At 60.2% G+C, this 12,189-nt stretch carries 12 protein-coding genes; 2 read left to right on the forward strand and 10 right to left on the reverse strand.

Features of this window, described 5'->3' with window-relative positions:
- Positions 1–145 precede the first annotated feature (145 nt).
- Positions 146–1,375, forward strand: a complete 1,230-nt coding sequence (locus tag DXC18_RS02255; RefSeq protein ID WP_117716194.1) for a putative ABC transporter permease — start codon at positions 146–148, stop codon at positions 1,373–1,375.
- 90 nt (positions 1,376–1,465) lie between these two features.
- Here the strand turns inward: DXC18_RS02255 and DXC18_RS02260 are convergent, their stop codons facing one another.
- From DXC18_RS02260 to DXC18_RS02300, 9 genes are all read right to left on the reverse strand, one after another.
- Entirely contained in the window at positions 1,466–1,882 is a 417-nt protein-coding gene (locus tag DXC18_RS02260) for a molybdenum cofactor biosynthesis protein MoaE (protein WP_233508977.1), read from the reverse strand.
- Between the two features lie 41 nt (positions 1,883–1,923).
- On the reverse strand, positions 1,924–2,922 hold the full coding sequence (locus DXC18_RS02265) for a class B sortase (protein ID WP_117716196.1): 999 nt from the start codon (positions 2,920–2,922) through the stop codon (positions 1,924–1,926).
- Between the two features lie 36 nt (positions 2,923–2,958).
- Positions 2,959–3,423, reverse strand: a complete 465-nt coding sequence (gene purE / locus DXC18_RS02270) for a 5-(carboxyamino)imidazole ribonucleotide mutase (protein ID WP_006235810.1) — start codon at positions 3,421–3,423, stop codon at positions 2,959–2,961.
- A gap of 312 nt (positions 3,424–3,735) precedes the next feature.
- On the reverse strand, positions 3,736–4,176 hold the full coding sequence (locus DXC18_RS02275; protein ID WP_158550938.1) for a MarR family winged helix-turn-helix transcriptional regulator: 441 nt from the start codon (positions 4,174–4,176) through the stop codon (positions 3,736–3,738).
- Between the two features lie 104 nt (positions 4,177–4,280).
- Complete coding sequence (locus tag DXC18_RS02280; RefSeq protein ID WP_117646153.1) at positions 4,281–4,607, reverse strand: hypothetical protein; 327 nt, start codon at positions 4,605–4,607, stop codon at positions 4,281–4,283.
- A 195-nt stretch (positions 4,608–4,802) separates the two neighbouring features.
- Positions 4,803–5,630: a PTS system mannose/fructose/sorbose family transporter subunit IID gene (locus tag DXC18_RS02285; protein WP_117716197.1), complete on the reverse strand. Its 828-nt coding sequence runs from the start codon at positions 5,628–5,630 to the stop codon at positions 4,803–4,805.
- Entirely contained in the window at positions 5,630–6,487 is an 858-nt protein-coding gene (locus DXC18_RS02290) for a PTS sugar transporter subunit IIC (protein WP_089572605.1), read from the reverse strand. The genes DXC18_RS02285 and DXC18_RS02290 overlap by 1 nt, the downstream gene beginning before the upstream one ends.
- 72 nt (positions 6,488–6,559) lie before the next feature.
- Positions 6,560–7,048, reverse strand: coding sequence for a PTS sugar transporter subunit IIB (locus tag DXC18_RS02295; protein ID WP_117716198.1), 489 nt, complete (start codon positions 7,046–7,048; stop codon positions 6,560–6,562).
- Positions 7,049–7,131: 83 nt separating this feature from the next.
- Entirely contained in the window at positions 7,132–7,566 is a 435-nt protein-coding gene (locus tag DXC18_RS02300) for a PTS sugar transporter subunit IIA (RefSeq protein WP_089572603.1), read from the reverse strand.
- 308 nt (positions 7,567–7,874) lie between these two features.
- Between DXC18_RS02300 and DXC18_RS02305 the strand changes: the two genes are divergently transcribed.
- The gene (locus DXC18_RS02305; RefSeq protein ID WP_158551948.1) at positions 7,875–8,657 is read left to right on the forward strand and encodes a GntR family transcriptional regulator; all 783 of its coding nucleotides are present in this window, start codon (positions 7,875–7,877) and stop codon (positions 8,655–8,657) included.
- A gap of 216 nt (positions 8,658–8,873) precedes the next feature.
- On the opposite strand, the gene carB is transcribed toward DXC18_RS02305, so the two are convergent.
- Entirely contained in the window at positions 8,874–12,188 is a 3,315-nt protein-coding gene (carB, locus tag DXC18_RS02310) for a carbamoyl-phosphate synthase large subunit (protein ID WP_117716200.1), read from the reverse strand.
- Between the last annotated feature and the right edge of the window lies 1 nt (position 12,189).

The following is a 12,189-nucleotide window of genomic DNA, read 5'->3' on the forward strand; positions in this document are numbered from 1 at the left end:
TTTATTTGGCTACGCGACATGGACGCCAGCGCAGCGCCTCGCCCACCGTTGAGGGTTACATTGTTGCAATTGGGACGTTCGTCCTGTCTTTTGGCTGGTCGGCAGCGTATCCTTGTAACCTAGGACAAAGCGAGAAAGGTTCTGTATGGATCGAAACGAACTCGACCCTAGCGTCCCCAGCGCCACGGAGGTCAAGAAGATTCCCCTCATCATTAAGGTGTACGCCGTCCTGTGCATCCTGTCCGGCGTGGGCACACTCCCGTCGGTCGCCGCCTTTATGTGGCAGGTCATCACCGCGCTCATCAACGGCAACGCCGCCGAAAAGCTCGGCGACAATATGCTGGTCTCGGTTGGACTCATCGTCGCCGGCATCATGCTCTCTGCGGCAAGTGCCGTCATCCTGATCATCTTTGGCCTGGACCTTATCAAAAACCAGCGCCGCAACGCCGCCCGCCTGTCCTACATCCTTATTGCATTCACCGTCGTCGAGCTTTTGGTCGACGTGATGCTCCAAGGTATCGGGCTCTTCTTGCTTCGTCCCGCTATTCAGCTCGGTATCCTCATCGCGCTTTCAGCCACCGTCGATCCCACGCTTCGCCAGGAGCGCGAACTGCAGCGCCGCCTGCAGGAGATGCTCGACCGCGACGCCGCCGCCGAGGGCATGCTCGGCCGCGATGAAACCGGCGAGGGCTACATCAAGCTCAACTACTTCAACCTGTTCTGGGTATTCCTCGTCTGCTGCGTGCTCGGCCTGATCGCCGAGGACATCTGGCACATGACGGTCGACGACCCAGGCGTCTACCAGGACCGCGCCGGCATGCTGTTTGGTCCTTTCAGCCCCATCTATGGCTTTGGCGCCGTACTCATGACCATGGTGCTCAACCGCTTCTATAAAAAGAACCCCATCATCATTTTCCTGGTAAGCGCTGTGCTCGGCGCGAGCTTTGAGGTGTTCGTGGGCTGGTTTATGCAGACCTCATTTGGCGTGGTCTCGTGGAGCTACTCGCACATGAAGCTGTTCGGCATGCCCGACCCACTCGCCGTTCTTACGGGCGGTCGCACCTGCACGGGCTTTGCCTGCCTGTGGGGTCTGGGTGGCCTTATCTGGATCAAGCTGCTGCTGCCGAGGCTACTCAAGCTCATCAACATGATTCCGTGGAAGAGTCGCTACTCGGCTACCGTCATCTTTACCGTCATTATGCTGGTCGACGGCGTCATGACGCTGCAGTCGCTCGACTACTGGTACCAGCGCGTCAACGGCACGGAGCCGGATATTCCCGTCGCGCAGTTCTACGGCAAGTATTTCGATAACGACTATATGGAGAACCGCTTCCAGAGCATGACCATGAGCCCCAAGGATGCGACGCGCGTGTAGCGCCCACCGCGCCCAAAACGCAAAATGCCCGCCGGTATCACACGTACCGGCGGGCATTTTTATAAACGACCCTTCTATCGACGCAAGCCCCTACGCCTCGCGCTCGACCTCGCTCACGCACTCATTTTTGATGGTACCGACGAGCGCCTGCAGCGCATCGACAACATGCGGGCGAATGTCCCCGCCAATGAGCACGAGCATGATGTCGTCGCCTACGGCGAGCTCGCCGCTCGCCAGCCACACGCGCACATAGCCGATACCCGGCATCGCGCGCGTCGCCTCGATAGCGGCCTGCACCTTTTCGGCATCGAAGCCAAACACCATGCCGCCCACCTTGTGGCCCGGCGCCACGCCATCGGTCTCGACTCCGCGCACCTCGGCCTTGGGCGTCGCGCGCACCACGCCGTTGTGTGTCAGGTACATCCCACAATCAGCCGCCGAAACATCGGCCTTGGCTTCGCGCAGCCAAGCATCAACCGAAGGCATCGATTTGCCACTTTCAAACATCATTTCTCCCTTACCGTCCCAAATGGGCTACTCTCAACAATCTATTCCTCGACCGGCGTGAGCACCATGACTGCGCGCGTATTGCTAAATGACAGTGAACGACAGGTCACAAGCGTTACGACCTTGGTTGCCGAAGCGGCACGGTCGGTGGCATCGCTCGCCACGGCAGAGGCACCGTCGAGCATCTCGGACAGGTAATTCTTCAGTCCGTCATCGCCCTCAAAGTTGGGCGTGCGCGCCTTGGCATACGTGTCCTCGACCACCTTGGTCGCCAGCGGGCGCAACTTATACGTCGCATCGCGCGTGATGTAGTACACGTATTCCATGCTGTCGAACGTCGCCTGATCGGTCGTACCCGAAATCACGTTGAACATCGAACCGTCGTTCATGTGATGACCGTAAATCGTGGTCTGCTGATCCACCATGCCCGGCGCGGTGTCGTCGCTATCCAAGAAGATGGCGCCCGACGCATTGGCCGTACCGTCGAACAGCGTGTTGAGGTACTTGGAGTTGTTGTTGGTCTGCACCACGGGGTAGTTGATGTTGGTGCCGGGCGCATAAATCCAACCCACAACCTCGGGATTTGTCTGGGCAAGCGCATTGAAGTCGATAATTGGCACGCCACTGGCGTCCTTGTCGCTCACGTATTGCTTTTCGATTTTTTGATACGACTCGCTCGCCTGCTTGTAGCCAATCTGGGCATTAATAAAGATGGCGGCAGCGGCAACGATCAGGCCGATGCCAATGATGATGAGCAGAATGGGAATGACGGAGCGGCGCTTTTTGCGCGGCGGCTCGGTATAGCTCGATGGCGCGGTATGCGCCGAAGAGCGAGGTGACTTCTTGGCCGTACTGTATGACGAAGGGCGATATGCAGCAGGTGTATCCTGACGGCGATGCTTCGCCGGCGTCACGGGGCGCGGAGTGCGCGGCTGCTGAGGAGAGGATGTCCGACCCTGCTGCGGCGCGCGGGCTGCTCCCGACTTGGCTGGATCGGGAATCCGAGAAGCCGAAAAACGCTTTCCCTGATAGTCGGACATGGCTCTCCTTATGCTGCAAATGGACCGGCAGAGCGCTTAGGCGTCAGCCATCTCCTGCTTCATCTTCTCGATAACCTTGCGGTACTCGGGGTCGCAGGCGCCCAGAATCTGCGTGGCGTAAATGGCAGCGTTCTTGGCACCGTTGATGGCCACACAGGCAACGGGCACGCCCGAAGGCATCTGCACCATCGACAGCAGCGAGTCCATACCACCCAGATCGCTCGTCTTCATAGGCACGCCGATGACCGGCAGCGGCGTAAAGGCCGCCACGACACCGCCCAGGTGAGCAGCCTTGCCGGCAGCAGCGATAATCACCTTGATGCCGCGGTCAGCAGCAGTCGAGGCCCACTCATGGACCTTCGCCGGCGTACGGTGCGCGCTTGCAATCACGAGCTCATAGGGCACGCCTAGCGCCTCGAGCTCGGCGGTGCAACCTTCCATAACGCCCAGATCGGACTTGGAGCCCATGATGATCCCGACAACCGGCTTCTGATCTGCCATAAACAAAGACCTCCTGTTGAGAGCGGTGACGCGGCGAATCCGCGACCCTTAACTACTGAGAGTAGTATAGCTGCTCCCGTCCCTGCGGTCCCCGGGTGCCCCGCGGCGGGCCGGGTTTTTATCTTCGCTCCCCTTGCTTCGCAAAGTCGCTCCGATAATAAACCCGGCCCGCCGCGGGGCACCCGGGGACCTACCGGGGATTGCTATGACGTACGTTGGCTGATTTGGTTTGGAATGAGATGTTGACGGTGGCTGATGGGCACAATTGCCCCGGATACATTTTATGATGCACCTAAATGTCTGTCTTTATCCTTATAGATTGTCCAGGTAGTCGTCGGCATCATAGGTAAGGCTGTAAGCTTTATTCAGGATGCGCACGAGCTCCTGGGCATCGTGTTCGCCGAGCGCTGAGAGTTGTTTCGAGAGCGATGCCACACTCTCGGCATTTTTTTTCGCCGCGAAATCACGGCCTTCCTCGGTAATGCTCACCAGCACACGCCGACGATCGTTTGGATCAGTCCTGCGCTGAACGTAACCCTTACTCTCGAGTGAATCCAAGATATGCGACATGCGCGCACGGGAGAATTTCAGCTTCTTGGCAATCTCGGATGGAATGACATCACCGTCAATACCCGATAGATACTGTAAAACCGGTGCCTCGCCCACACTGGCGCCGCCGGCAGCACTCAAGGATCCCTTGGCAAGGGAACGTGAGTACACAATCAGTTTTCGAGCGACGTCATCGTAATCCACTGGGGATATTGTCCTTTGCAACTCTAGAAGGGCCATAAAACCGTCATTTGCCGTGCATTAGTTAACATTCGCAACAATTATTTATGATACCCAAACGCGGAAGTCTATTGCTCGTCCTTCTTGCGTCGCATAAGCTCCTCAACGTCGACACCAGCGGCCTCGAGCATGCGCTCGACATTCTTTTTGGCGTTGGTCGTGCCGACCTTAAGCACGATCGAAAGCGGAGTGCCCACCACCAGGCACACGATGCCCACGGGGACACCCCAGCCGGGGCCGCCCTGCATACCCCACATCCCCATCAAAAAGCCAATCGCCACGAGCGAATAGCCCAGGCGCAGCCAAACATTGAGCCGCTGAATAGCATCGGTCTGCATCTTTGCCTCGCGAATCAAGTCGTCGCGCGAAAGGTCGTGTCCATGTTTCTCGTGCATATGGTCCTCCTCGTGCAAAGTGTGCATCATGCGCAAGTGCATCGTTTGTCGAATACGTCATCTTTCAAGAGCAATATAGCGGGTGTCGTGTAGGCGATGGAGGTCGCTGGCCATATTGCCCTTGAAGGGCGGCGCAAAATCAGAAGGCCGTGCGGTTGAGGCCGCACGGCCTTACAGGGGGCCAGGGGATGATGACTAGTAGCTCAGTGCCGGGTCGAAGAAGCCAATGAGAACGCCCACAAATGCGATCACAACGAGGATCAGCATCATAACGATGGGGTTGACCTTCTTCTTGGTCATCATGTACCAGCAGAAGATGATGAAGACCATGGGCAGCAGGTGCGGATAGATTCCGTCGAGCGTGTCCTGGAACTTACCGCCGCCGGGCAGCACCAGATTGGGGCTGCAGGTGATGGAGACCCAGGTAGCACCGACTGCACCGATGACCATGGTACCGACCATCACGATGGAATCACGCAGAGCCTTGGCCTTGGGGCCGACGAGGGCCTCGACCGCCTTGCCGCCGAGCTCATAGCCCTGGTTGTAGGCAAAGCGCATGCCAAGGAACATGAGCAGGTTCCACACGACAATATAGAAGATGGCACCGAGCGGAGAGCCGCCGGTCGAGAGACCGAGGGCGATACCGAGCAGGATCGGGATCAGGGTACCGACGATCAGCGAGTCGCCAAGGCCGGCGAGCGGGCCCATGAGGCCGGCGCGGATGCCGTTGATGGCGTCGTCGTCGATGGCCTCGCCGTTTGCGCGAGCCTCCTCGAGGCCGGCGGTGACGCCGACAATCATGGTGCCGATCTGCGGCTCGGTGTTGAAGAACGCGGAGTAGGTCTGGAGGGCCTGCTTCTGCTCCTCGGGCGTGTCGTAGAGCTCCTCGACGATCGGAAGCATGGCGCACAGGTAACCGAAGGTCTGCATGTGCTCCTGCGAGAAGCAAGTCAGGTTGCCATAGGACCAGTTGCGGAACGACTTGGCAAGCGTTTTCTTAGAGAGTTTCTTCTTCTCTGCCATTAGATGTCCTCCTCTTCCTCATCATCGGAGCCCGAGGCGATAGCTGCCTTGGGAGCGTTTGCGAGGTCGATCTTGAGCGAAGCGATCTCATAGTTGATCAGGGCGAAGAAGCAGCCGATGCCGGCGGCGGCAATCAGGTTGCATCCCATGACAGCGGACAGGGTGAAGCCGAAGAAGAACGTGAGGAAGTCCGTCGGCTTGGAGATGACCTGCTTGAGCAGGATGGCGATACCGACGGTAGGCAGCAGCGAGCCGACGGTGAACAGCGTCTTCATCGCGATGCCGTCCATGGGCATGTAGGTCTTCATGAGGTCGACCATGGCGGTGCCGCCCATGGTGATGATGAACGTCGGGAGGAACGAGCAGACGATGTGACCGATCCAAGGCAGAACGTTGTTGACCAGGTAGAGCTTGTGGAGGTCGCCCTTCTCGAGCCACTTCCAGCCCATGCCCTGCCATACCAGGTTAATGGTGGCGGTGCCATAGAAGAGCACAGTGCCGAGCGTGCCGACGGCGGCACCGAGGGATGCGGCCATGCCGGCAGCCTCAGCGGAGGCGGGATCGATGCCCGAGTTCTTGATGGCGAGGATCGCCAGCGGGATGCCGATATAGGACACGGCGCGGACGTCGGCGGAGACGGTTCCGCCGGGGGTCACGAGAGCGATGTAGACAACCTGGATGGCAGCGCCGACGAGGATGCCCGTCTGCATATCGCCCATGATGATGCCGACGATGAGGCCGGCGACCAGAGGACGACCCAGAGTGTAGTTGCCGATCGTCGTGCCACCCATGCCAGGCAGTGATGCCAGGCAGGCGAACAGGCCGAACAGCGCGGCTTGGAATGCATTGATTGCCATGCTTTCCCCTTTCTTTATTCCTCAGCCCCTTTCCCCCAGGGCTGTAGGTACCAAAATGCGGCTGGCGCCTAACTAGAAGCCAAACTGACCGCGGAACTTTGGCCACTCACCAATGGATTTCTCCTTGATAAGGGCGAACTCGACCGTGTAGCCGGCGTTGGTGAGATCCTCGAGCGCCTGGGCCTCTTCCTGCGTGATCGACTGGTTGTTGCCGAGCTTGGTGGTGCCGGGACGATCGTTGCAGGGACCGACGATGATGCGGTCCATGCCGGGCTTAAAGCCAAAATCGACGAGAAGTTCCTTCATGTCGAGCGGGTTCTTGGTGATCAGGAAGTACTTGGTGTTGGACTTGAGAACCTTCTCGGAGACCTCCTTGAAGTGCTCCTTGGTCCACACGAACGTCTTCTTGCCCGAGGCACTCTTGTAGGCCTCCTTGAGCACGGGGTTGGACGCCGCGGCGTCGTTGACGGCGATAAGACCGTCGCAGGGATACTCGAGGGCCCAACGGGTAACGGTCTGTCCATGGATCATACGGTCGTCAATACGGATGAACGAAATCATACGTTCTCCCCTTTCCTTCATGAGGCCTGCGGTCGCGGCCTCTTCTTCCTAACGTTTGCAGCTAGATGAAACCTTGGTGCGGCCTAGATGTCGTCGTCCTCGTCGTCGGCGTCATCGGTCGGGACAACGAGCTCGGACATACCGTTCTTGCCCTCCTGCAGCATCATCTGCTTGAGGGAATCCAGGTCCATGGTGGCAAGCCCCATCATGGCGGTCATAGCCATGGGCAGATTCATACCGCCGAAGGCAATGGTGTGGGCGAGCAAGCCCTTCTCGGCCAGCGTGTTCATGGCATTGGTGAGCGGCGATCCGCCCAGGATGTCACCAAGCAGGACAACCTCGTCATCGGCGGTAACAGGAGCGAGCATCGCCTTGACGTTCTCGACATACTCGTCAGCGCCCATGCCGTCCACGAGACTCGTCGACAAGATGTTCGGGGCGTCATTGCCGAGCATCTTGAGGACACTGTGCAGTCCGGGAGCGAGCGTTCCGTGACTGACCATTACCAGATACCGCATGCGGTCTCCTCTCGACCTGCCGTGTGTCGCACGGCTTTGCTTTTTGCTGAGATTATTGTTGCGCCGGGGCATGTTCGGTACAAGAAAATAGTTGCGAACGGCAACTATTCATCGGTTAACGGTAGCAACTATTTTTGTGCCTAAATTATTTTTTCTTCTAATTATTTTTAAAATAGCAGGTAGATTGCCTGATAAATGTTTTATGTTCCTTATGCACCATACATACCAGCAAGAATCGGGCCTGGCATCTCCGGTTTGCTCCGCAGTGTCAGACCATGTCACGTACGCCCACGACATGGAGGTACCCCATGGATATGATCTCGTTTCTCGCCTCCGAACCCTTCGACCGCAGCGGTGATACGCCGCTCTATGTCCAACTTAAACATCGAATCGCCCTGTTTATCGCCAGCCAGGCGTTCGACACCAAGACGCCGCTGCCACGCGAGCTCGAAATCTGTGAGCGGCTAGAGTTATCGCGCGCGACCGTGCGCCGTTGCTTCCAAGATCTCGTCATCGAGGGGCGCGTGGTGCGCAAACGTGGGCAGGGCACGTTCATCAAACCCCAAACCTCAGCACCCGGCATCGACCTGGCCCTGAATTTCAGCGCGCGGATGCGCGAAGCGGGACGGGTTCCGAGCTCGCAGATTCTCGCCTTTTCAAGCATACCGGCCGTCCGCGGCATCGCCTCTGGGCTCAAAGTGCCCGAGGGGACACCCGTCTGGGAGATTCGCCGCCTGCGTCTCGCCAACGACAAACCCATGGAGCTCAACTACGTCTATATCCCCGTGTCACTTTGCCCCGAGCTCACACGCAAAGACGTGGATGGCTCGCTCTACGCCTACATCGCGGAAAAGACCGGCATCCTGCCCGCAAGCGTCGATGCCGTCTACGAGACGGTCAACCTCGACAAGCATGAGGCGCGCCTTTTGGGACAGAACACCGGTAAGGCGGCGATGCGCATCGTGCGTTCGACCTACGACAAGACGGGAACCCCGTTCGAGGTAGGCGTGCTCATCAGCTGCGACGGTCAGGCAAAGCTGCACGTGCACATCGCCGCCGACAAAACAACCTTCACCGCCACAGCCCAATAAATCCAAAACGTGGGCGCCGTCGTTCAAACAAACGACGGCGCCCACACTCACTTTCTTTTTCAGCCCTAGTCATCGCGCAAAGCCCCTTCCGCAGCACACGGTGCGGCCAAGTCACCGCAGGCCGGGGCGGGAGGCGGTCCTTTCTCTCGGATAACTTCGCGAAGCCCAGTTTCCGAGAGAAAGTGTCCGGCTGCCGCCCCGACCGACCAGGTCACATTACACCGTGTGCTGCGGCAGGTCCTGCAGGGCGATGACGTCCATGCCCATGTCGTTGGCGCTGCCGTGACCCTGCTGGTCCTCGCGCACGGCCTCGATGGCACTCACGTACGTGTTGGCCGCAGACATCGCGGTCACGCAAGTCACGCCGCGGCGCACCGCCTCGGTACGCAACAGATAGCCGTCGCCGCGCGAACCCGGGCCATACGGCGTGTTGATGATCACCGCAATCTTGCCGTCGGCGATGAGGTCACCGATGTTGGGGCGCTCGCCGTCGTGCGGGCCGCTAATCTTCTCCACGACCTCGCAGGTCACGTTGCCGCCGCGCAGCACGCGCGCCGTGCCCTCGGTGGAGCAGATATCAAAGCCCAGGTAACGCAGGATACGCGCGACCGAAAGGATGTGGCGCTTGTCGCGGTCGCACACGCTAATGAACACCTTGCCGGCGCTCGGGTCGGGCAGCTTGTAGTCAATCGCCAGCTGCGTCTTGGCGTATGCCTCGGGATAGCTCTTGGCGATACCCATGACCTCGCCCGTCGACTTCATCTCGGGTCCCAGGATAACGTCGGCTCCCGGGAAACGGCCCCAGGGCATAACGGCTTCCTTCATGCAGAACCAATCGAGCTGACGCTCGTTGCTCGGCAGGCCCAGGCTGGCGATGGAATCGCCCGCCATGATGCGCGCCGCGCACTTGGCCAGCGGCACGCCGGTGGCCTTGGAGATAAACGGCACGGTGCGGCTCGCGCGCGGGTTTGCCTCGATCACGTAGACGGTCTCGCCCTTGATGGCATACTGCACATTGACCAGGCCGCGTACGCCCAGCGCCATCGCGATGCGGCGCGTGGTCTCGCGGAGCTTTGCCTGCAGGCTCTCGCTAAAGCTGAACGGCGGGATGCAGGTCGCAGAGTCGCCGGAGTGAATACCGGCCTCCTCGATATGCTCCAGAATGCCGCCGATGTAGACCTCTTCGCCATCGCACAGGGCGTCGACATCGGACTCGATCGCACCCTCCAGGAAGCGATCCAGATACACCGGGTAGTCGGGGCTAATGCGCGCAGCCTCGGCCATGTAATCGCGCAGATGCTCGGCATCGTAGGCGATCATCATGCCGCGGCCGCCCAGCACGTAGCTCGGACGCACCAGCAGCGGGTAGCCAATATGCGCGGCCACGGCCTCGGCCTCCTCAAACGAGGTTGCCTGGCCCGCCGGCGGATACATAATGCCCAGCTTGTCGAGCAGGGCGGCAAAGCGCTCGCGGTCCTCGGCAAAGTCGATGGCATCGGGCTTGGTGCCCATGATGTTCACGCCGCTCTCCTCGAGCATGCGCGCCAGCTTAAGCGGAGTCTGGCCGCCGAGCGTCACCACGACGCCGTCGGGGCGCTCAACATCGATAACGTCCATGACGTCCTCGTAGGTGAGCGGCTCAAAGTACAGGCGGTCGGACGTGTCATAGTCGGTCGAGACGGTCTCGGGATTGCAGTTGACCATGATGGTCTCGAAGCCGCGGGCCGCCAGCGCGTAGCTCGCGTGCACGCAACAGTAATCGAACTCGATACCCTGGCCAATGCGGTTGGGACCGGCGCCCAGGATCATCGCCTTGGGCTTGTCCGCCGGCGTGGTCTCGTCGGGAGCCACGCACTTCTTGGCATCCGGGCTCGTGCGGTAGATGTTCTCGTACGTCTTGTAATGGTACTCCGTGGCGCTCGAGAACTCGGCGGCGCAGGTATCGACCGTCTTCATGCTGGGAACCACGCCCAGGCCCTTGCGATAAGCGCGAACAAAGCGCTCGTCCGAGCCGGTCAGCGCGGCGATCTCGGCGTCGCTCGTGCCGTACTGCTTGAGCAGGCGCATCGCGTCGGCGTCGATATCCTCCACACGCAGGCCGCGGATGCTCTCCTGGACCTGCACCATATCGTTGATGCGATTGAGATACCACGGATCGATACCGCAAATGGCGTGGATGCGCGCAACATCCCAGCCGCGGCGCAGGGCCTCGACCACAAAGAAGATGCGGTGCTCGGTCGGGGTACCCACGGCCTGGGCGAGTTCATCGTCGCTCAGTTTATCGGCACCCTCCTTGCCGCCAGCGCAAATGCCCTGGTGTCCATCCTCCAGCGAGCGCATAGCCTTGCCAAAGGCCTCCTCAAAGGTGCGGCCGATCGCCATAATCTCGCCCACGGCCTTCATGCGCGTGGTGAGCGTGGGGTCGGTGCCCTTGAACTTCTCAAAGGCAAAGCGCGGCACCTTGACCACGCAGTAGTCGATCGTGGGCTCAAAGCAGGCGGGCGTGGCCTTGGTGATGTCGTTGACGATCTCGTCGAGCGTGTAGCCCACGGCCAGGCGAGCGGCGGCCTTGGCGATGGGGAAACCCGTGGCCTTGGAGGCCAGCGCGGACGAACGGCTCACGCGCGGGTTCATCTCGATGACGATCAGGCGGCCGGTCTGGGGGTTCACGGCAAACTGCACGTTGGAGCCGCCGGTCTCGACGCCGATCTTCTCCAAGATGGCGAGCGAGGCGACACGCATGCGCTGATACTCCAGGTCGGAGAGGGTCTGCGCCGGCGCCACGGTGATGGAGTCGCCGGTGTGCACGCCCATGGGGTCGAGATTCTCGATGGAGCACACGATGATGCCGTTGCCGGCGTGGTCACGCATGACCTCCATCTCATACTCTTTCCAGCCCTCGATGGACTCCTCGACCAGCACCTCGTGGGCAGGCGAGAGCTCCAGGCCCTGGCTCACGATGGAGACAAGCTCCTCGTGGGTGTGAGCGATGCCGCCGCCGGCGCCGCCGAGGGTAAAGCTCGGGCGCAGTACGCAGGGATAGCCCACGCGCTCGGCGATAGTCTCGGCGTCGGCCACGCTGTAGGCATAGCCCGAGCGCGCGACCTCCAGGCCAATCTCGGCCATGGCCTCGTTAAAGAGCTTGCGGTCCTCGCCGCGCTCGATAGCGGCCAGGTCGCAGCCGATCATCTCGACGCCGTACTTGTCGAGCGTACCGTCCTTTGCCAGCTCGACGGCGGCGTTCAGACCGGTCTGGCCGCCCAGCGTGGGCAGCAGCGCGTCCGGGTGCTCTTTCTTGATCACGCGCTCGATAAACTCGGCGGTGATGGGCTCAACATAGGTGCGGTCGGCCAGACCCGGGTCGGTCATAATGGTCGCCGGGTTGGAGTTGACCAGGATGACCTCAAAGCCATCCTCCTTGAGCACCTTGCAGGCCTGGGCGCCGGAATAGTCAAATTCGCAGGCCTGGCCAATGACGATGGGGCCCGAACCGATGACGAGGATACGCTTGATGTCAGTACGTTTCGGCATG

Source organism: Collinsella sp. OM08-14AT, assembly GCF_003438115.1.
In the GTDB taxonomy this organism is placed as follows: Bacteria; Actinomycetota; Coriobacteriia; order Coriobacteriales; family Coriobacteriaceae; genus Collinsella.

Excerpts from the sequence above, each read along its gene's own strand:
- DXC18_RS02255 (WP_117716194.1), top strand. The coding sequence starts at position 146 with ATGGATCGAAACGAACTCGACCCTAGCGTCCCCAGCGCCACGGAGGTC.
- DXC18_RS02260 (WP_233508977.1), bottom strand. The coding sequence starts at position 1,882 with ATGTTTGAAAGTGGCAAATCGATGCCTTCGGTTGATGCTTGGCTGCGC.
- DXC18_RS02265 (WP_117716196.1), bottom strand. The coding sequence starts at position 2,922 with ATGTCCGACTATCAGGGAAAGCGTTTTTCGGCTTCTCGGATTCCCGAT.
- purE (WP_006235810.1), bottom strand. The coding sequence starts at position 3,423 with ATGGCAGATCAGAAGCCGGTTGTCGGGATCATCATGGGCTCCAAGTCC.
- DXC18_RS02280 (WP_117646153.1), bottom strand. The coding sequence starts at position 4,607 with ATGCACGAGAAACATGGACACGACCTTTCGCGCGACGACTTGATTCGC.
- DXC18_RS02285 (WP_117716197.1), bottom strand. The coding sequence starts at position 5,630 with ATGGCAGAGAAGAAGAAACTCTCTAAGAAAACGCTTGCCAAGTCGTTC.
- DXC18_RS02290 (WP_089572605.1), bottom strand. The coding sequence starts at position 6,487 with ATGGCAATCAATGCATTCCAAGCCGCGCTGTTCGGCCTGTTCGCCTGC.
- DXC18_RS02295 (WP_117716198.1), bottom strand. The coding sequence starts at position 7,048 with ATGATTTCGTTCATCCGTATTGACGACCGTATGATCCATGGACAGACC.
- DXC18_RS02300 (WP_089572603.1), bottom strand. The coding sequence starts at position 7,566 with ATGCGGTATCTGGTAATGGTCAGTCACGGAACGCTCGCTCCCGGACTG.
- DXC18_RS02305 (WP_158551948.1), top strand. The coding sequence starts at position 7,875 with ATGGATATGATCTCGTTTCTCGCCTCCGAACCCTTCGACCGCAGCGGT.
- carB (WP_117716200.1), bottom strand. The coding sequence starts at position 12,188 with ATGCCGAAACGTACTGACATCAAGCGTATCCTCGTCATCGGTTCGGGC.